The 17,885-nt window shown below is 69.8% G+C and carries 19 protein-coding genes and 1 tRNA gene; 10 read left to right on the top strand and 10 right to left on the bottom strand.

Going from position 1 to position 17,885, the window contains the following annotated elements; all coding sequences use genetic code 11:
- Positions 1–29 precede the first annotated feature (29 nt).
- Positions 30–1,190, bottom strand: a complete 1,161-nt coding sequence (locus ACHAA3_RS03320; protein ID WP_435707518.1) for a zinc-binding dehydrogenase — start codon at positions 1,188–1,190, stop codon at positions 30–32.
- Between the two features lie 64 nt (positions 1,191–1,254).
- On the opposite strand from ACHAA3_RS03320, the gene ACHAA3_RS03315 reads away from it, so the two are divergent.
- Complete coding sequence (locus ACHAA3_RS03315) at positions 1,255–2,103, top strand: SDR family oxidoreductase (RefSeq protein WP_435707517.1); 849 nt, start codon at positions 1,255–1,257, stop codon at positions 2,101–2,103.
- 13 nt (positions 2,104–2,116) lie between these two features.
- Positions 2,117–2,623 (top strand): N-acetyltransferase family protein, encoded by a 507-nt coding sequence (locus ACHAA3_RS03310; protein WP_435707516.1) that lies wholly within the window; start codon positions 2,117–2,119, stop codon positions 2,621–2,623.
- A 47-nt stretch (positions 2,624–2,670) separates the two neighbouring features.
- Here ACHAA3_RS03310 and ACHAA3_RS03305 read toward each other — a convergent pair whose 3' ends face one another.
- From ACHAA3_RS03305 to ACHAA3_RS03290, 4 genes are all read right to left on the bottom strand, one after another.
- Positions 2,671–3,975, bottom strand: coding sequence for a DUF222 domain-containing protein (locus ACHAA3_RS03305; protein ID WP_435707515.1), 1,305 nt, complete (start codon positions 3,973–3,975; stop codon positions 2,671–2,673).
- Positions 3,976–4,063: 88 nt separating this feature from the next.
- Positions 4,064–4,972 carry an NAD(P)H-binding protein gene (locus ACHAA3_RS03300; RefSeq protein ID WP_435707514.1) on the bottom strand — a complete coding sequence of 303 codons (909 nt, stop codon included), beginning with the start codon at positions 4,970–4,972 and terminating at the stop codon, positions 4,064–4,066.
- A gap of 58 nt (positions 4,973–5,030) precedes the next feature.
- On the bottom strand, positions 5,031–6,422 hold the full coding sequence (locus ACHAA3_RS03295) for an LCP family protein (protein ID WP_435707513.1): 1,392 nt from the start codon (positions 6,420–6,422) through the stop codon (positions 5,031–5,033).
- Between the two features lie 109 nt (positions 6,423–6,531).
- Positions 6,532–6,604: transfer RNA gene (locus tag ACHAA3_RS03290), tRNA-Lys, on the bottom strand.
- A 213-nt stretch (positions 6,605–6,817) separates the two neighbouring features.
- Between ACHAA3_RS03290 and ACHAA3_RS03285 the strand changes: the two genes are divergently transcribed.
- Positions 6,818–8,428 carry a peptide chain release factor 3 gene (locus ACHAA3_RS03285; protein WP_435707512.1) on the top strand — a complete coding sequence of 537 codons (1,611 nt, stop codon included), beginning with the start codon at positions 6,818–6,820 and terminating at the stop codon, positions 8,426–8,428.
- Between the two features lie 21 nt (positions 8,429–8,449).
- Here the strand turns inward: ACHAA3_RS03285 and ACHAA3_RS03280 are convergent, their stop codons facing one another.
- Positions 8,450–8,821, bottom strand: a complete 372-nt coding sequence (locus tag ACHAA3_RS03280) for an ArsR/SmtB family transcription factor (protein ID WP_435707511.1) — start codon at positions 8,819–8,821, stop codon at positions 8,450–8,452.
- Between the two features lie 203 nt (positions 8,822–9,024).
- Between ACHAA3_RS03280 and arsB the strand changes: the two genes are divergently transcribed.
- Genes arsB through ACHAA3_RS03250 form a run of 6 tightly spaced genes read left to right on the top strand, consistent with a single transcriptional unit; the run spans position 9,025 to position 14,826 of the window.
- A complete protein-coding gene (gene arsB / locus ACHAA3_RS03275) occupies positions 9,025–10,119 on the top strand; it encodes an ACR3 family arsenite efflux transporter (protein ID WP_435707510.1) in 1,095 nt (364 codons plus the stop codon).
- Positions 10,116–10,739 (top strand): arsenate reductase ArsC, encoded by a 624-nt coding sequence (locus tag ACHAA3_RS03270; protein WP_435707509.1) that lies wholly within the window; start codon positions 10,116–10,118, stop codon positions 10,737–10,739. Before arsB ends, ACHAA3_RS03270 begins: the two co-directional genes overlap by 4 nt.
- Before the next feature lie 15 nt (positions 10,740–10,754).
- Positions 10,755–11,162 (top strand): arsenate reductase ArsC, encoded by a 408-nt coding sequence (locus ACHAA3_RS03265; RefSeq protein ID WP_435707508.1) that lies wholly within the window; start codon positions 10,755–10,757, stop codon positions 11,160–11,162.
- A 33-nt stretch (positions 11,163–11,195) separates the two neighbouring features.
- Positions 11,196–12,554 (top strand): NAD(P)-binding domain-containing protein, encoded by a 1,359-nt coding sequence (locus ACHAA3_RS03260; protein WP_435707507.1) that lies wholly within the window; start codon positions 11,196–11,198, stop codon positions 12,552–12,554.
- The gene (locus ACHAA3_RS03255) at positions 12,551–13,756 is read left to right on the top strand and encodes an MFS transporter (RefSeq protein ID WP_435707506.1); all 1,206 of its coding nucleotides are present in this window, start codon (positions 12,551–12,553) and stop codon (positions 13,754–13,756) included. The genes ACHAA3_RS03260 and ACHAA3_RS03255 overlap by 4 nt, the downstream gene beginning before the upstream one ends.
- The gene (locus ACHAA3_RS03250) at positions 13,753–14,826 is read left to right on the top strand and encodes an ArsO family NAD(P)H-dependent flavin-containing monooxygenase (RefSeq protein WP_435707505.1); all 1,074 of its coding nucleotides are present in this window, start codon (positions 13,753–13,755) and stop codon (positions 14,824–14,826) included. Before ACHAA3_RS03255 ends, ACHAA3_RS03250 begins: the two co-directional genes overlap by 4 nt.
- 22 nt (positions 14,827–14,848) lie before the next feature.
- Here the strand turns inward: ACHAA3_RS03250 and ACHAA3_RS03245 are convergent, their stop codons facing one another.
- The gene (locus tag ACHAA3_RS03245; RefSeq protein WP_435707504.1) at positions 14,849–15,505 is read right to left on the bottom strand and encodes a cation diffusion facilitator family transporter; all 657 of its coding nucleotides are present in this window, start codon (positions 15,503–15,505) and stop codon (positions 14,849–14,851) included.
- Positions 15,502–15,876: an ArsR/SmtB family transcription factor gene (locus ACHAA3_RS03240; RefSeq protein ID WP_435707503.1), complete on the bottom strand. Its 375-nt coding sequence runs from the start codon at positions 15,874–15,876 to the stop codon at positions 15,502–15,504. The genes ACHAA3_RS03245 and ACHAA3_RS03240 overlap by 4 nt, the downstream gene beginning before the upstream one ends.
- A gap of 120 nt (positions 15,877–15,996) precedes the next feature.
- On the opposite strand from ACHAA3_RS03240, the gene ACHAA3_RS03235 reads away from it, so the two are divergent.
- Positions 15,997–16,722, top strand: a complete 726-nt coding sequence (locus ACHAA3_RS03235) for a DUF6629 family protein (protein ID WP_435707502.1) — start codon at positions 15,997–15,999, stop codon at positions 16,720–16,722.
- Here the strand turns inward: ACHAA3_RS03235 and ACHAA3_RS03230 are convergent.
- Both ACHAA3_RS03230 and ACHAA3_RS03225 read right to left on the bottom strand, forming a co-directional pair.
- On the bottom strand, positions 16,657–16,872 hold the full coding sequence (locus ACHAA3_RS03230; protein WP_435707501.1) for a CDGSH iron-sulfur domain-containing protein: 216 nt from the start codon (positions 16,870–16,872) through the stop codon (positions 16,657–16,659). The genes ACHAA3_RS03235 and ACHAA3_RS03230 overlap by 66 nt on opposite strands.
- On the bottom strand, positions 16,869–17,873 hold the full coding sequence (locus ACHAA3_RS03225) for an iron-containing redox enzyme family protein (RefSeq protein ID WP_435707500.1): 1,005 nt from the start codon (positions 17,871–17,873) through the stop codon (positions 16,869–16,871). Before ACHAA3_RS03225 ends, ACHAA3_RS03230 begins: the two co-directional genes overlap by 4 nt.
- Positions 17,874–17,885: the final 12 nt, after the last annotated feature.

Below are 17,885 nucleotides of genomic sequence, written 5' to 3'. Positions count from 1 at the left end.
CGCCGACGTGGGCCCATTCCCGAGGTGCGTCAGGCCGTGACCGAGGCGCTTTGTGGATCGACGAGGATCTTGGCGTGCTGGCCGGGATCGGCCAGCTGCTCGAAGGCGGTGGCGACCCCATCGAGGCCGACGGTTCCAGTCAGCAGGGGGGACGGGTCGACAGCGCCGCTGGCGATCATCGTGAGGCTGCGATGGAACTCGGCCGGGTCGTACCCGAAGGCGAACCGCAGCTCGACCTCCTTGTTGATCGCCATCGCGGGGCGGAACGTGTCCGGCTCCATGCACACGCCCACCACGACGATCCGCGACAGCAGCGGCGCGGCGGTGATGATCTGCTCGAGGATGCCGGGCACGCCCACGCACTCGAACACGACCGGGCCGCGTGGCCCGGCGCCGAGCTTCTGGGCGGTCTCCAGCAGGGGACGCCATGGCAGGAACGGCACGGCGCGCAGCTGCTTCATCGATCCCAGCGCCAAGTCGAACAGGGCTGGTGCGGTGGTGAGATAGCGGGAGTCCTCGAACGTCGACCACGGCGAGTCGGTGGCCGGATCGACGACCACGTCGGCGCCGACCTGCTCGGCCATCGCGCGTCGGCCGGCGGAGTAGTCGCTGGCCACGACGGTGCGCACGCCCGAGGCCTTGAGCATCGCGATGACGGCCAGTCCGATGGGTCCGCAGCCGATGACGACACAGGTGTCCTTGGCCTTGACGTCGCCGCGGTTGACCGCGTGCAGGGCGACGGCCAGCGGTTCGGTGGTGGCTGCGTGGTCGGGAGTGACGCCCTCGGGCACCTCGAAGGTGAGCGACTCGCTGGCCAGCACCTGCTCGGCGTATCCGCCCGGCGCCTGCACGGACAGTCCCGTCAGGTGGATGCCGGTGGGCGTCTGCAGGATCGGCATCGCCACGACCGGTGCGCCGATGTCCCAGCGACGTCTGGTCCCGGGCCCGTAGCCGGCGATGGTGCCGGTGAACTCGTGCCCCATCACGACGCGCTGCCCGGAGCGCATGAAGGCGTCGTAGCCGATCTCCGCGGCGCTGTCGGCCGTGGCGTCGCCGTGCGTGCGCGCGTGCAGGTCCGATCCGCAGATGCCGCACCGGGTGACGTCGATCAGCACCTGTCCGTGATCGGGGGACGGGTTTGCCACGTCCTCGACGGTCAGCTGTCCCTGGTGCACGGTCACGGCTCGCATGGGGGCGACGGTAGCGGGAATGCCAACCGGGAATTGCAGTGAGGGGCGTCACGTTGCACCTGTCATGACCGAATCGATGATCGCCGTGACCGGATCGAGTGGGGCCGTCGGTGGCCACGTGGCCCTTCAGCTGGCCGAGGCCGGTCTCGGTCAGCGGCTCCTCGCACGCGACGTCACCCGTGCACCCGACCTGGTTGGGGCCGTGGCGTACCCGTGCTCCTATGCCGACCGGGACGCTTCCGTCGCGGCTCTCGAGGGCGTGGACACCCTGTTCATGGTGTCGGCGGCGGAGAACGAGCACCGGTTGGACGAGCACCGCACCTTCATCGATGCGGCGCGCGAGGCCGGCGTCAGGCACGTGGTCTACACGTCGTTCCTCGGTGCTGCCGAGGACGCCGAGTTCACCCTGGGCCGCGATCACTGGGCGACCGAGGAGCGCCTCAAGGCATCGGGCATGGACTGGACGTTCCTGCGTGACTCCTTCTACGCCGACATCATGGAGATGTTCGCCGACGACGAGGGTGTGATTCGCGGACCGGCCGGTGACGGTCGTGTCTCGGTGGTCACCCAGCTCGACGTGGCTCGGAGTGCGGTCGCGGTGCTGCAGGACGTGGCAGCACATCGCGGCGCCACCTACGACATCACCGGGCCCGAGGCGCTGACGCTCACCGAGGTGGCCGCGACCATCGCCCGTGCACGCGACGCCGACGTGACCTTCCACGACGAGACCGTCGAGGAGGCGTGGGCGTCGCGCGCCTCCTACGGCGTGCCGGACTGGCAGATGGAGGCGTGGGTCAGCACCTACACCGCGATCCGGGCCGGGGAGGTCGCTGCGGTCACCGATCACGTCGAGCGCCTGACCGGCATCCGCGCCACGTCGCTGGCCGACCTGCTGGCCCAGCCCGACGCATGACGGGCGACGCATCATGAGTGTTCTGGTCCGCAGCTTTGAGTCGGACGACTGGCCAGCCGTGCGGGCGATCGTCGACGAGGTCGTCGCCGCCGGCGAGACCTACGCGATGCCGGTGCTCGACGACGCCGAGGCCCGTGGCTTCTGGCTCGGCACCCCGGGCCACGTGCTGGTGGCGGTGGTCGACGGCGTGGTGGTGGGTTCGGCCCGGATGGGGCCCAACCGCCCGGCCCAGGGCGCGCACGTGGGCACGGCCTCGTTCATGGTCGGCACCGCGGCCCGCGGCCGCGGGGTGGGTCGGGCGCTCGGCGAGCACGCGGTGGGCTGGCTGAGCGAGCACGGATTCGCCGCGGTGCAGTTCAACGCGGTGGTCGAGTCGAACACGGTCGCAGTCGATCTGTGGCGATCGCTGGGCTTCGCCGTCGTCGGCACTGTCCCGCGCGCCTTCCGCCTCCCTTCCGGGGAGCTGGTCGGCCTGCACGTCATGCACCTCGATCTGTCCGGTGATGGTTCGGCTCGGTGAGACGTTGGCCGCAGCCACATGAGTCATTCGGTGCCCGGAGGCGGTGATCACGCTCGAGGCGGGGACTCGCCGGGTCGGTATCGGTGGTTGCGTTGCCAGTGTTGGTGGCCGGGGAGTCGCATCTCGACGTGGCCGTCGTGGGGTGAGGTTCGTAGCTGCCAGCCGTGGTCGTGGACGACGTGGTGGTGGAACGGGCACAGCAGCGCCCCATCCGAGAGGTCAGTGGGTCCGCCGTCGGACCACGCGGTGATGTGGTGCGCTTCAGTCCATGGTGGGGGTCGGTCGCAGCCAGGAAACACGCAGCCGCCGTCTCGCATCGCCAGCGCTGTGCGTTGTGCGGGGCTGAACAGGCGTTGGGTGCGACCGAGGTCGAGCGGGAGTGACGCGCCGCCGAGAACTGCGGGCAGGATGCGGGCGCGGCAGGCGAGCTGGCGAGCCTGGGAGGCGCTGACTCTCGTGCCCGTGCTGAGGGTCGCGGCCCGCAGCTTCCCGCGCAGCGCCGCGAGGTCAAGCGTCACAGTCACCGTGGCGCCGGCCCCACCGGCCGATGGGAGCCCGTCGGTGGGGAGGTGGTCGCACAGGTCGGCGAAGGCCATGCCCATCCGGTGGGCGGTGTCGGTAGGCCTGGCGTCTTCGTCAGCGAGGTGGGCCCGGCGGGGAGCGGCGATCGCGTCGACGGCGGCCTTGAGGCGGTCGGCCTGCGCCTCGGGGATCTTGAAGTCTCCCGAGCAGGTGCCGTCACGGTTGTCCCACATGCGGAACCTCGCCGACGCCCGCGCGCGGCGCTCGCGCTCCTGGATGGTCTCGTTCTCGGCGGCGTCGGCCTCGTCCTTCGGGGCATAGGTGTCGCGGACCCGATCGGCTCGGCGTCGTAGGTCCTTCAGTGACAGGGTGCGTGCCTCACCCAACAACCTGGCTTCGGCGAGCTGGCGGTGCTGCTCGGGGACGCCCGCCAGGGTGCGGCCGATGATTTGGGCCTGGGGGAACGAGATGTCACCGGCGGCCAGGGCGGCCTGCGTGGCGGACTCCGGTGCAACCTGCCGGCTGGCCCGCACGAACGCATCGGCGCTGGCTCGGTCGCCACCGAAGTCGCCGGCCAGCAGGTCGCCGGTGGACGTCTTGCCGGCCTTGCGTGCCGCGCCTGAGGACTCCAGCTTGGCTGCCCCGCGCAGCTGCTGGGCCTGCACCCGCGCCTGCACGCGCGACAGGTCGGCGACCAGCGAGCGGACGGTGGTGTCGTCGAGGTCGTCCCACGAGGCGGTGCCCATGTCGTCGAGCACCCGATGCAGCGAATCCGTGCACGCCACCACCAGGTGCGGCTCCACGACCTCTGCTGCCATCGTCTTTCCCATCGTTCGAACGTGTGTTCGAGTCTATCGCGACGGGCTGACAGAATCAAGAGGCAGACCACAGGTCAGGAGGATTTCCTTCGCGGCCGGGCTACCCCTCGAGGGCGTCGGCGACCGCGTCGCGGAACGAGGTGGCTCCGCGCGGAGGAGCGCCGACCAGGTCCTCCAGGTCGGTCTCCTTCGCGATCATGTCGTGCTGCAGCGACTCCAGGAGCGCCGAGACCAGGGGCGCGGGCCGCGGTGCGACGATGCCGGCCCACAGTGCGGTGAACCTGGGCAGGAGGATGGGAACGGTCAGGATGGGGCGGGGTCGTCGGCCGGCCGCCGCGGCGTAGGTCTGCAACAGGTCGCGGTACCGCAGGACGTCCGGGCCCCCGATGTCGAACCAGCGGGAAACGTCCGGCGCGAGATCGGCCGAGGCGATCAGGTAGTGCAGGGTGTCGGCGATCGCGATCGGTTGCACGCGGTTGTTCAACCAGTCGGGTCCGACGATCACGGGCAGACGAGCCGCGGTGCGCATGAGGTCGTAGGACGCCGATCCCTGGCCGACGACCATGCCCGCGCGCAGGGCGGCCACCGGTACGCCGGATTCGATCAGGGTCTGACCGACGACGTTGCGCGAGTCCAGGTGCACCGAGGTCTCGCCGTCGGGGCCGAGACCGCCGAGGTAGACGATCCGGGACACGCCGCTGTCGACGCAAGCGGCGCCGAACTTCTCGGCGATGGTGCGTTCGGTCTCCGCGTAGTCGTAGCTGCCGTTCATCGAGTGCATCAGGAACCACGCGACGTCGACGTCCGCGGTGGCCTTGTCCAGCACGCCCGCATCCTCGGCCGCGCCGATCACGACCTCGACGTCGCCGGCCCAGGGGTGTCGGGCGAGGCTGGCCGGATCACGCGTCAGGACGCGTACGGTCCATCCGGCATCGAGCAGCAGGGGTGTCAGCGCGGCGCCGACGTAACCGGTGGCGCCGGTGACCAGGGCGAGTCGGGAGGAGGGCACCCTCAACGGTCACACGGATGGGAGCCTGCCGCTCAGGAGCACGCTGCCGGAGGCGGCGCTAGGAACACAGATTCTGCGTCGCGTTGCGGGTGGTCGCCGTGACCGGGGGTGGCTCTGACGTCTCGAGCCCGGTGGCGGCCTGGTCGGATCCGATCACCAGCTGGACGCCAGCGATGTCACCCTCGACGATCTCGGCCGAGAGGTCGAACTTCTTCTTGAGCGCCTTGGCCGTGGCGGCAGCCTCGGGGGTGCCGTCGACCGTGATCGTGGTGTCGGTCGACGTGGGGGCGGTACCGAGGCCGGCCACCACGAAGTCATTGCTCTGCAGCGCCGTCTGCGCCGGGGTCGCGACGTCGGAGACGCCTGCACCGTTGAGGATCGTCACGGGGGTGGACTTGCTGTCGTCGGACGACTGGTCCGGGGTCGTGGTCGGATCGTCGGACGTGACGGTCAGCTCCTGATCTTTCGCCATCTCGTCGAAGATGATCTCGGCGTCGGGCGTGGCGACCACGCGGTTGGGGTCCGTGGGGGCTGCGCCCGTGGGCATCGTGACGAAGGTGATCGCCTTGTCCGGCACCACGCGGGCCCGGTTGGCCAGCCCGGCCAGGCTGCGGATCGAGGAGATCCCCTCGTCGACGGTGATCGAGGAGGTGACGGCGTTGAGGAACGAGAACAGACGATCGGGTCGGCTCAGCACCTCGATGCTGCGCGCGCGCCCGATGATGGACGACATGACGGCCTGTTGATGCCCGAGGCGGCCGATGTCGCTGCCGTCACCGATGGCCTTGCGGGAGCGGGCCAGCGCGAGCGCGTCCTTGCCGTCGAGTCTCTGGTCGCCGGCGGCAAGGTCGAGCTTGGCGTCGGCGTCGACCAGGGGTTCGTCGATGCACACGTCGACGCCGCCGAGCGCGTTGACCATGGAGGCGAAGCCGTCGAAGTCGAGCTGGACGAAGTGGTCGATGCGCACGTCGCTGAGCTGTTCGACCGCGCTGACCGAACACGCGGGACCGCCCTCGAGCGCCTCGTTGATCATGGTGTCCGGGCCGCCCTCGAAGCTGCCCTTGCCGCTTTCGGCGCACGGTTTGAGATCGACCAACGTGTCGCGCGGAATCTGCACGGCGTCGATGCGGGAGTTGTCGGCGGAGAAGTGCACGAGCATGAGCGCATCGCTGCGCTGGTCGTCCTCAGTCGTGGAGCTGCCGTACTCCTCGGTGTCGAGGTCGCGTGAGTCCGAGCCGATGAACAGCACGTTCATCGCTCCCTCGGGCGTCTTCTGAGCGACGGTCGAGTCCGACAACGTGACCGTGTCGATGTTGCCCTGCAGCTTCCAGACCGCCGCGCCGGCCACGATGCCGAGGATCGCGACCAGGACGCCGGACCCCATCAGCACGCGTCGCAGCCGGCGGCGCGGTGTGCGGCGCCAGCCGGGCTTGCGTTCGGGCGAGGTCACAGATCATCTCCAGGTGGTGGACAGAACTCCCAGTCTCTGCGATGAACCTGAAATGAGGCTGGGAAACAGCGAGAACCAGCATGTGCCATGCGCCACGCGTGGGTCGAGGTGGGCCCCGTGGGACTTGAACCCACAACCCGCGGATTAAAAGTCCGCTGCTCTGCCAATTGAGCTAGAGGCCCGAGACGTGGGGCTCGGTCGAAGGAATCTCCGGCGAATCACGCTTCGCCCGCCATTGTCGCAGAAAGGTCTCCCGCGCTCCTCACCTCGCCACCGATCTCGGCGCGATCGTGTCCAGATCGCCCGGGGTGGGTGGCGGCGCCGTCCGGTCCTGCTCTGCCCCTTCGTTACGGTCGACCCATGATCTTCATCGACGGTGAACGGGCGGACCCGTCGTGACCGCCGCACCGCCGTCCGGCTCAGCCCGGCCGGCCGAGATCGTCGCGCAGGCTGCCCGTCGGCGCACCTTCGCGGTCATCTCGCACCCGGACGCGGGCAAGTCGACCCTGACCGAAGCGCTGGCACTCCATGCCCACGCGATCTCCGAGGCTGGCGCCACGCACGGCAAGGCTGGACGCAAGGCCACCGTCTCGGACTGGATGGAGATGGAGCAGGCGCGAGGCATCTCCATCTCATCGACGGCACTGCAGCTGGAGTACGAGGACGTGGTCTTCAACCTGGTCGACACCCCGGGCCACGCAGACTTCTCCGAGGACACCTACCGGGTGCTCTCGGCCGTCGACTTCGCCGTGATGCTCCTCGACGGAGGCAAGGGGCTGGAGCCGCAGACCCTCAAGCTCTTCGACGTCTGTCGGCGCAGCGGCATCCCGGTCATCACGGTGGTCAACAAGTGGGATCGTCCCGGCCTCGACGCCCTCGAGCTGATGGACCAGATCGAGCAGCGCATCTCGCTGCGTCCGACCCCCCTGACGTGGCCGGTCGGCATCGCCGGTGAGTTCCACGGGGTCCTCGACCGGCGGGACGGCAGCTGCATCGAGTACCTGCGCACCGCGGGTGGCGCGACGATCGCCCCCCAGGTGGTCCGCTCACCTGCCGAGGCGGAGGAGCGGTTCGGCGATGCGTGGGCCTCCGCGCAGGAGGAGGTCGAGCTGCTCGATGCCTCAGGTGGCACCCATGACGACGAGTCCTTCCTGGCCGGTCGCTCGACCCCGGTCCTGTTTGCGGCCGCGGCCCTCAACTTCGGCGTCGACCAGCTGCTCGACGTCATGCTCTCGCTGGCGCCCCGGCCAGGCGCGCGACCGGGGGTGGACGGGCAGCCTCGCCCGGTCGACGCCGAGTTCAGCGCCTTCGTGTTCAAGATCCAGGCCGGGATGAACCTGGCGCACCGCGATCACGTGGCGTTCGCCCGCGTCTGCTCGGGCGTGTTCCACCGGGGGGACGTCCTGACCCATGCTCAGAGCGGACGCCCGTTCGCGACCAAGTACGCGCAGAGCATGTTCGGACGTCAGCGCGAGACCGCCGAGATCGCCTACCCCGGCGATGTCATCGGACTCGTCAACGCCTCCCAGCTCGCCATCGGCGACACCCTCTTCGCCGGGTCGGCCGTGCAGTTCCCTCCGATCCCGAGCTTCGCCCCGGAGCACTTCGCCGTCATCCGAGCCCGCGACGCCGGTCGGCACAAGCAGTTCCGACGAGGCATCGACCAGCTCGATCGTGAAGGTGTGGTGCAGGTGCTGCGCTCTGACCTGAGGGGCGACCAGGCGCCGGTGCTCGCCGCCGTCGGCCCCATGCAGTTCGAGGTCGTGGTGGACCGCCTGCGGCGGGAGTTCTCCACCGAGGTCAGCCTCGACCAGCTCGACTATCACCTGGCGCTCGGGGTCGACGCCGCAGGCATCGACATCGTCAACTCCCAGTCCGGCGCCGAGGTGCTCACCCGGTCCGATGGCACGTTGCTGGCCGTGTTCGTCGACCGCTGGCGTGTGCGGCGCATCCTGAGCGACCATCCCACGCTCCAGCTGGAGTCCCTCGCAGCAGACGCCGCCTGATCGAGGAGTGTCCGCCGTCGCTCAGGCAGTGGCGACGAGGTCGCTCGCCTGGGCGACGGGGTCGCGCAGCACGTCCGCCAGGTGGCCCAGCGAGCCGGGCACCACGGAGTAGAAGGCCCACGTGCCGCGCTGGTCGCGGGCGAGCAGTCCGGCCTCGACCAGGATCTTCAGGTGGTGGGAGATCGTCGGCTGGCTGAGCCCGATGGGCTCGGTGATGTCGCAGACGCATGCCTCCCCGCCATCGTGCGCTGCCACCAGCGACAACAACCGGATGCGCGTGGGGTCGGCCAGGGCCTTGAACTTGCGGGCCAGCCCGGTGGCATCGGGCTTGTCGATCGGCGCGGCGGTCAGGGGAACGCAGCACACGGTTGCCTGCGCGGCGGAGTCGGCCATGTGGTCAGTATGACGTATCGATGGATGTCGAACCGATCAGATGATCAGCGACTCCTGCCTCGCCGTCGACGATCGATGCGTTCATCGATCGTTCATCGAGCCCCGGTCGGGCCGGGGGTGAAATCCGCGCGGGAGGTCGCTATGCTCCTCATTAGATAGACAGACATCAATGTATCGGGCTGGTCCCGGCAGAGGAGCACCTCGTGAACTCCGCACCACCCACCACCGGCCAGCTGGCCAACTCGGACGTCGTGGGCGGGCTGTCGCGCCTCGACCGCTTCCTGCCCGTGTGGATCATCGTCGCGATGGTCGTCGGCCTCGTCCTCGGGCGGACCGTCGACGGCCTCGACGACGCCCTCGACTCGGTCACGATCGGCTCGGTCTCCCTGCCCATCGCGATCGGACTGCTCGTGATGATGTACCCGGTGCTGGCCAAGGTCCGCTACAGCGAGACCGGCCGCGTCACCGGCGACCGCAAGCTGCTGGGCGCCTCGCTGTTCATGAACTGGATCATCGGACCGGCCCTGATGTTCGCGCTGGCCTGGCTGCTCCTGCCCGACCTGCCGGAGTTTCGGACCGGACTCATCATCGTGGGTCTGGCGCGCTGCATCGCCATGGTGCTGATCTGGAACGACCTGGCCTGCGGTGACCGCGAGGCCGCAGCCGTCCTGGTGGCCATCAACTCGGTCTTCCAGGTGTTCGCGTTCGCCGCCCTCGGCTGGTTCTACCTCCAGACCCTGCCCGGCTGGCTCGGACTCGAGACGACGTCCGCCGAGTTCTCCATCTGGTCCATCACCGTCAGCGTGCTGGTGTTCCTCGGCATCCCCCTGCTGGCCGGCTACCTGACCCGCACCATCGGCGAGAAGGCCAAGGGGCGCGACTGGTACGAGGGCGTCTTCCTGCCGCGTCTCGGACCCTGGGCCCTGTACGGGCTGCTGTTCACGATCGTCGTCCTGTTCGCCCTGCAAGGTGAGGCCATCACGAGCCAGCCGCTGGACGTCGTGCGCATCGCGGTGCCGTTGCTGATCTACTTCGCGATCACGTTCGCCCTCGGCATGGTGCTGGGCAAGATGCTCGACCTCGGGTACGCCAAGACCGCCACGCTGGCCTTCACCGCCGCCGGCAACAACTTCGAGCTGGCCATCGCCGTGGCCATCGGCACCTTCGGTGTCACCTCCGGGCAGGCGCTGGCTGGAGTCGTCGGACCCCTCATCGAGGTGCCCGTGCTGGTCGGTCTCGTCTACGTGTCGCTGTGGGCCCGCAAGTTCTTCCCTCTCACCGAAGGAGTCCGGTCATGAGTACTGACAACCGGCAACCGTTCGACGCGGACGTCATCATCGAGGAGCTGACGTACTCCTTCGACGGCGTGTTCACCCGTTCGGAGATCGAGGAGGCCGTCGCCAACGCCCGACGGGCCCTCGAACCTCAGGCCACGGTGCACACCTTCCTGCCCGTGCTCGTCAGGAGGTACGCAGCCGAGCTCCTGAGCGCGAGCGCCCAGGCTGACGGCCGGATCGCCAAGACAGTTCCGGAGCTGTTGTTCGTCTGCGTCCAGAACGCCGGCCGGTCGCAGATCGCGGCCGCCCTGGCCGAACACCTCGCCCCGGGCAAGGTGCACGTGCGATCCGCCGGATCAGCGCCCAGCGGCACGATCAACCAGATGGCCGTCGACGTCCTCGCCGAACGCGGCATCGCGTTGACCAACGCCTACCCCAAGCCCCTGTCCAACAGTGTGCTGCACGCAGCTGACGTCATCATCACGATGGGTTGCGGCGACGAGTGCCCCTACTTCCCGGGCAAGCGATACGAGGACTGGGGCGTCGCCGACCCCGACGGCAAGACCCTCGATCAGGTCCGCGACATCCGTGACGACATCCAGGCACGCATGACCGCCCTGCTGCGCGACCTCAACCTCTGACTCGAGGAGTCCACCATGATCGACACCAAGCACTCCGTCCTGTTCGTCTGCGTCCACAACGCCGGTCGCTCCCAGATGGCTGCAGGGTTCCTGACCGCACTGGCCGGTGACCGCATCGACGTGCTGTCAGCGGGCTCCATGCCCGGCGACCAGATCAACCCGACCGCCGTCGCGGCGATGGCCGAGGTCGGCATCGACATCGCCGGCGAGCAGCCGAAGAAGCTCACCGAGGAGGCCGTCGTGGCCTCTGACGTCGTGATCACCATGGGCTGCGGGGACGAGTGCCCCTACGTCCCCGGCAAGCGCTACGAGGACTGGGAGCTCGACGACCCGGCCGGGCAGGGCATCGATGCGGTCCGTCCCATCCGTGACGAGATCAAGACCCGCATCGAGGCACTGATCGCCTCACTCCCGCAGGCCTGAGCGCCGATGAACCCGGATCACCAGGAGAACCCCATGGACCAGTCCCACCCCGCCGCCCTGCCCGTCGCCGTCATCGGTGCGGGCCCCGCGGGCCTCGCCGCGGCCGCTCATCTTCGCTCGCGTGGAGCCGAGGTGGCGGTGCTCGAGTCCGGCGCCCGCGCCGGCGCCGCCGTGAGCGAGTGGGGCCACGTGCGGCTGTTCTCCCCGTGGTCGGAGCTGATCGATCCGGTCGCCGCCGATCTGTTGACCGACGTCGGCTGGGTCGCTCCGGACCCGGAGCGCTATCCGACCGGTGCAGAGTGGGTCGCCGGCTACCTGCAACCACTGGCCGACGTGCTGGGCGACTCGGTGCAGTACGGAACGACCGTCACTTCGGTGGCGCGTCAGGCTCGCGACCGCCTGGTGAGCTCGGGTCGTGACGACGCCCCCTTCGTGCTCCACGTCGCCACGGCCGAGGGTGCCGAGCACGTCGTGGCCCGGGCCGTCATCGATGCCTCCGGCACCTGGAGTGGCCCCAATCCGCTGGGAGGCGACGGCGTCCTGGCGATCGGCGAGGTCGAGGCCGCCGCACGCATCAGCCACAGCATCCCCGACCTGCGCGACCCCGCCACGCGCGAGCGGTTCGCCGGCAAGCACGTCGTCGTGGCCGGGACCGGGGCCTCGGCCAAGGGTGCGCTCATCGGCCTGACCGCGCTCGCCGCCGACGAACCGACCACCCGGATCAGCTGGCTGGTGCGTCGCGCCAGCGTGGGCGAGGCCTTCGCCGGAAGCGGCCAGGACGAGCTGCCCGAGCGCGGCGCACTGGGTCAGCAGGCGCAGGCGGCGGTCGAGGCCGGCCCGGTCGTGACGCTCAACGGGTTCAGGACGTCGAGGGTCATGGTCGGTGACAAGAGGCGCTTGAGCATCGAGTCCTTCGACGGCCAGGTCGTCGACGACGTGGACGAGGTCGTCGTGCTCACGGGATTCCGCCCCGATCTGCAGATGCTGTCCGAGGTGCGGCTCGACCTCGACCCGGTGCTGCAGGCCCCCCGCGAGCTGGCTCCGCTCATCGATCCCAACGAGCACTCCTGCGGCACGGTCTACCCGCACGGCGCCCAGGAGCTCGCCCAGCCCGAGACCGACTTCTACCTCGTCGGCATGAAGTCCTACGGCCGAGCCACCTCGTTCCTCGCGCTCACCGGCTTCGAGCAGACGCGCTCGGTCGCGGCTGCCCTGGTCGGCGACCACGAGGCCGCGGCCCGGGTCGAGCTGACGCTGCCCGACACCGGCGTGTGTGGCGGGGCGGGCCTGTTCGATGACGAGTCGGCCGAGGGCGGCGGATGCTGTGGCGCTCCCGCCTCTGGTCCTGCAGAGCCCGAGCTGATCTCGCTCGGTCGTTCCTCCATCCTGTGACGGCGACGGCGCAGCCCGGGGCGCTCGACGCCGCCGGGCTTCGTCGTGTCGTGGTGGTGCTGTCCATCACCGAGATCACGAGCTGGGGAGTCCTGTACTACGCGTTCGCGGTGCTGTCGTCGAGCATCGTCGCCGACACCGGGTGGAGTGCCAGGTCCGTGACGGGCGCCTTCTCCGCCAGCCTCGTCATCTCGGGCCTGGTCGGCATCGTGCTCGGTCGGCGCCTCGACGTGTTCGGCCCGAGGCGACTCATGACGGCCTGCTCGTTGCTGGCCGTCGTGGCGGTGGTGGCGATCGCCCTCGCACCGTCCTACCCGGCGTTCCTCGCGGCCTGGATGGTGGCCGGCATCGCCATGGCCGGCGTCCTGTACGCCCCCGCGTTCGCAGCGCTCACGCGCTGGGCCGGAGACCGCCGGGTGGCTGCTCTGACCACGTTGACGCTCGTGGCGGGGCTCGCCAGCACGGTCTTCGCCCCGATGGCCGCCGGACTGCAGGCTCTGACGGACTGGCGCGCGACCTACCTGATCCTCGCGGTGGTGCTCGCGGTCGTGACGGTCCCCTTGCACTGGTGGGGCCTCGCTCGGACGTGGGAAGCAGGCCCCGAGACCTCGCCAGACGGCGCGGCGCCCGGAGGCGAGACCGGGTCGCGCCCGTTCGTGGCTCTCGTGCTGGCGGCCACCGTCGCGGCTTTCGTGGTGTACGCGGTCGTCCTCAACCTCGTGCCCCTGCTCATCGAGCGTGGTCTGAGTCCGGCGGAGGCTGCGTTCGGGCTGGCCGTCGGGGGAGTTGGCCAGGTGGCGGGCCGTCTCGGCTACGCACGGTTCGCTGCGGTGACGACCCCGACGTCGCGGTTGGTCGTGACGACGGTCGCCGTCGCACTCACCACCGTCCTCGTGGCCACGGCCCCGCCCACCGTCGCGGTGCTCCTGGCCGCGTCGGTGGTCGTCGGAGTTGCTCGAGGGATCTTCACCCTGATCCAGGCCACGGCTGTCAGCGACCGCTGGGGCACCGCCCGGTTCGGTCACCTCAACGGCATCCTCTCGGCTCCCGTGCTCCTGGCATCGGCCGTCGCGCCGTTCGCCGGGGCCGCGTTGGCCGACTCGGCAGGACAGCAGCAGGCCTTTGTCGTCCTGGCCGTGATCGCCCTGATGGCGGTGGGCCCGGCGCTGCTGACCGGCACGCGGCGCCGGGAGGTCGCGTGAAGCAGGACGACGTGTCCATCCTCGTCATCGGGGGAGGCCAGGCAGGACTCGCCTGCGGCTACTACCTGCAGCGGTCGGGCCAGCGGCCCGGACGTGACTTCCTCATCCTGGATGCCGAGCAGCACCCGGGGGGAGCGTGGCAGCACGCGTGGTCCTCGTTGACTCTCTTCTCTCCGTCCGGCTACTCCTCGTTGCCCGGCGCGATGATGCCCCCATGGACGGACGGGTTCCCGCCGGCGTCCCACGTCCGCAGCTACCTCGAGCGCTACGAGAGCCGGTACGACCTGGGTGTCGTCCGACCGGTCCGGGTGGTCGGGGTGCGCCGCAGCCACGGGAAGCGGCGCCGGTACGCGGTGCACACGACCGCCGGCATCGTGCACGCCGACGTCGTCGTCTCTGCAACCGGCACCTGGAACCGACCGTTCTGGCCCACCTACCCGGGGCAGCGCGAGTTCGGCGGCACGCAGATCCACACCGCGGACTACCGGTCGCCTGACAGGTTCGCTGGTCAACGCGTCATCGTGGTGGGAGGTGGTAATTCGGCGGCCCAGCTGCTGGCCGAGATCTCGACCGTCGCCGAGACGACGTGGGTCACCCCGCGGCCTCCGCGCTTCCTGCCCGACGACGTCGACGGCCGGGTCCTGTTCGCGGTCGCGAGCGACAGGTCTGCGGCCCTGGCTCGTGGCGAGCGCGACGACGGAGGAGTCGCGAGCCTGGGCGACATCGTGATGGTGCCTTCGGTCCTGCAGGCGCGGGCGCGAGGCGTGCTGCACGCGGTCCCACCGTTCGAGCGTCTGACCACCGGTGGTGTGGTGTGGTGTGACGGTACGACGGCTCGGGCCGATGCCATCGTCTGGTGCACCGGTTTCCGCCCGGAGCTGACCCACCTCGCGCCCCTCGGCCTCACCCGACGCGACGGCCATCCGGTCGTGCGCGGCACCGAGAGCGTGGACGCTCCTGGGGTGTACCTGGTCGGCTACGGCGACTGGACCGGCGACGCCTCCGCGACCCTGATCGGAGCCGGGCGGTCAGCCAGGACGCTGGTGCGTCCGGAGCCCCACGGTCCCTGACCGGCCGGCGACCCGACTGCATCTAGCAGCAGTCGCACGTCGCGGGAGCGCTCGACGGAGCGCAACAACCCCGGCCCTGCCAGGCCTCGAACCCCTCGCGCGCCGCCACCGCGGCGATCACGAGACCGGCGATGGGATCGGCCCAGGACCAGCCCAACGACGCGTTCGCGACGAGTCCGACCAGCAGCACCGCCGACAGGTAGGTGCACAGCAGCGTCTGGGTGGAGTCGGCGACGACTGCATTCGAGCCCAGCGCTCGGCCGGTGCGGCGTTGGGCCCACGACAGGAACGGCATGACGGCCAGCGACACGGCGGCCAGGACGATCCCGATCGTCGAGGGCTCCGGCTCGTGCCCGCTGGCCAAGGCCCGGACGGACTCGAACGAGACGTAGGCGGCGAGCGCGAAGAACGACACGGCCATGAGCTTGAGGGCCTGCTGCTCGCGCGACTCGGGGAGGCGGTGGCTGAACTGCCACAGGATGATCAGGCCGCTGGAGACCTCGACGACCGAGTCCAGACCGAACCCCACGAGTGCCACTGAGCCAGCAGCCAGGCCGGCCGAGACGGCGATGACGGCCTCGACGACGTTGTACGCCACGGACGTGCCAGCCAGCAGCTTGGCTCGACGACCGAGCCGCGCCCGGTCGGACTCGGGCAGGGCCGTGGTGGAGGTGCTCATCGGACAGCCGCCGCGTCGGTGCCGTAGGTCGCGCACAGGGTGACGGCATCGCCGGTCAGCGCAAGCATCTGCTCCGTGGCTGCCAGCAGCGTCAGGGTCGCGTCCGGATGAGCCAGGGAGTAGACGGAGGCGCGACCCTGGGTGCGCACGTCGACGATGCCGCAGTCCAAGAGGCAGGCAAGGTGCTTCGAGACCGTCGACTGCGCCAGCCCGAGGTGTCCGACGAGGTCGACCACCCGGTGCTCGCCGGAGAGCAGGTGCTGGACGATCGACAACCTGGAGCGGTCGCTGAACCCGTTGAACAGACATGCGGCGGCGCTCAGCGCAGTCAGCTCAGCACTCTCACTGGCATCGCCTCGGGACACTGTCATCGTCATCTGACGATACTGGCAGGTGCGCGTCGGCCCTGCAAGCCGCCCGCGCGCCACGAGCCTCGAGTGCCCTGATGGCGGTCAGGACGTCGGCCGTCCCTACCCTGATGATCCGGTCTGGTGTTCCAGCCTCGGCGTCAGGATCGACAGAAGGGGGACCGGACGGTGTGCTTCTCCCCGGAGGCCGACCTCGTGGCCGGCGTCGTGCTGCTGCCGGTGGGCGTGGCGGCTTTGCGCGAGGTGCGGCACGTGCGCGAGGTGCCGTTCGCGGCCCTGCCGCTGCTGTTCGCGCTGCACCAGCTGGTCGAGTCGCTGGTGTGGTTCGGCGAGTCCGGTGACGTGTCGACCTGCACGGCGCAGGCGGCGACGACGGCCTACGTGCTGTTCGCGCTCCCGGTCCTGCCGCTCCTCGTGCCCCTCGCCGTGGTGCTCATCGAGCCGCCGGGAGCACGCCTCAGGGTGGCTCCCTTCGTGGCGCTCGGAGCCGTGGTCTCGATGTACATGGGGTGGGCCGTGCTCGACGGGCCCATCACGGTGCGCGCCGAGGCTCACGCTCTCGTGTACGGCGTGAGCATGGACGACCGGGTGCTGTGGTCGCTCCTCTACGTCGTGGCGGTGATCGGACCCTCGCTGCTCTCGGGGTCCCCCTCGATCGTCTGGTTCGGGACCCTCAACCTGGTCGGGCTGGTGGTCGTGGGCCTGCTGTACCTGTCTGCCTTCGCGTCGCTGTGGTGCCTGTTCGCAGCCGCCAGCTCGGTGCTGATCCTGGTGCACATGCGATCACTCCGGTCGCATCCTCGCGGGAAGCAGCTTGTGGGTGCCGTCGCACCACGGGCTGATCGCTGACGACCCGCACCGGCACACCGCAGTCACCGGACGGGTCGTGGCGTGCTCGACGCCGTCCTTGTCCTCGACGACGTGGTCGCCGCGCAGCAGCAACGGGCCACCCGGACACACGACGCCGTCGGGAAGGCCGCAGCCCGTGCTGTCGGTCACGGCTGCCACCGGTCGAGAACGACGGTGGCGTACTGGGCCTCGAGGTCCAGGCAGGTGAACGCCCCGAACAGCACGTCCTCACGCAGGTGGGGCTCGTCGTCGAGCAGGGCGCCGCAGATGGACCGTGTCGCGAGCTGCTCGTGCACGGCGTCGGCCTCGACGTGCTCGTCGTAGTACGCCGACATCGGTCCGTCGAGCTCGAGACGCTGGAGTCCCTGGGAGAGCATCCGCGACGGGACCGAGCTCGTCACCTCGAACGCGGCCAGGTGTCCGAGCGCCGCACCTCGAAGTCGACGGTGCAGACCGAACAGCGACATGGCGTTGTTCTGGCGGAGGATCTCGCGCGGCGCGTCGTTGATGTAGGCCCCGTACTCCGAGCTGAGGCCCACGTCGTCCATGCCCTCGGCGAACAACCGCGAGTGGTGCCGGGTCGCGTCCCCGTGTCCGTACTCGTCGTACTCCAGCTCCATCAGGGCGGTCTGGGAGCGGCGCCCCAGCCGAGGCATCACCCACATCGTGGAGTCCGATTCCTTGAGGTGGTAGATCGACCGGTGACGCAGGAGCTCCAGGGTGTCGTCGCGGGTCGCCTGGCGGCGCACGAACGCCGCCAAGGAGGGACCGTCATGGTCGGCGGCGAGGGTGAAGAGCTCCTCGCCGATGTCGGTGTCGGCGTCCGCGGGGGACGTGAAGCGGCTGCGCAGCTCGGTCTCGAGGTCGCGCTCGAGGTGGGCACGAAGGGCCAGGAGCGCCGGACTCCACTCCAACGAGTCTTCCACGTCCTCGAAGCCCCCGTAGTGCAGCTCGTACAGGGCCCACAGCGAGATGTCGGCGTCGTCGGCCGACTCGAGCAGGTCCGTGCCTGCTGGGGCGGGGGAGTCGGTGCGCATGGCCTCGAACAGTGTCTCGCTGAAAGCGCCTCGCGCCTTGGGTGTCAGCACGAGTGCGGGGACGGGGTGGCGGGGGTGGTGGGCATGGTGCTCCGATCCTGACGCGGAGAACATCTCCTGCTGGTG

Source organism: Aeromicrobium sp. CF3.5 (assembly GCF_051262695.1).
GTDB lineage: Bacteria > Actinomycetota > Actinomycetes > Propionibacteriales > Nocardioidaceae > Aeromicrobium.
Note: the sequence above shows the minus strand (reverse complement) of the source record. Positions and strands in the feature narration are given on the sequence as shown.

Coding starts and splice junctions, on each gene's coding strand:
- ACHAA3_RS03315 (WP_435707517.1), top strand. CDS start 1,255: ATGACCGAATCGATGATCGCCGTGACCGGATCGAGTGGGGCCGTCGGT.
- ACHAA3_RS03320 (WP_435707518.1), bottom strand. CDS start 1,190: ATGCGAGCCGTGACCGTGCACCAGGGACAGCTGACCGTCGAGGACGTG.
- ACHAA3_RS03310 (WP_435707516.1), top strand. CDS start 2,117: ATGAGTGTTCTGGTCCGCAGCTTTGAGTCGGACGACTGGCCAGCCGTG.
- ACHAA3_RS03305 (WP_435707515.1), bottom strand. CDS start 3,975: ATGGGAAAGACGATGGCAGCAGAGGTCGTGGAGCCGCACCTGGTGGTG.
- ACHAA3_RS03260 (WP_435707507.1), top strand. CDS start 11,196: ATGGACCAGTCCCACCCCGCCGCCCTGCCCGTCGCCGTCATCGGTGCG.
- ACHAA3_RS03280 (WP_435707511.1), bottom strand. CDS start 8,821: ATGGCCGACTCCGCCGCGCAGGCAACCGTGTGCTGCGTTCCCCTGACC.
- ACHAA3_RS03245 (WP_435707504.1), bottom strand. CDS start 15,505: ATGAGCACCTCCACCACGGCCCTGCCCGAGTCCGACCGGGCGCGGCTC.
- ACHAA3_RS03240 (WP_435707503.1), bottom strand. CDS start 15,876: ATGACAGTGTCCCGAGGCGATGCCAGTGAGAGTGCTGAGCTGACTGCG.
- ACHAA3_RS03270 (WP_435707509.1), top strand. CDS start 10,116: ATGAGTACTGACAACCGGCAACCGTTCGACGCGGACGTCATCATCGAG.
- ACHAA3_RS03265 (WP_435707508.1), top strand. CDS start 10,755: ATGATCGACACCAAGCACTCCGTCCTGTTCGTCTGCGTCCACAACGCC.
- ACHAA3_RS03225 (WP_435707500.1), bottom strand. CDS start 17,873: ATGTTCTCCGCGTCAGGATCGGAGCACCATGCCCACCACCCCCGCCAC.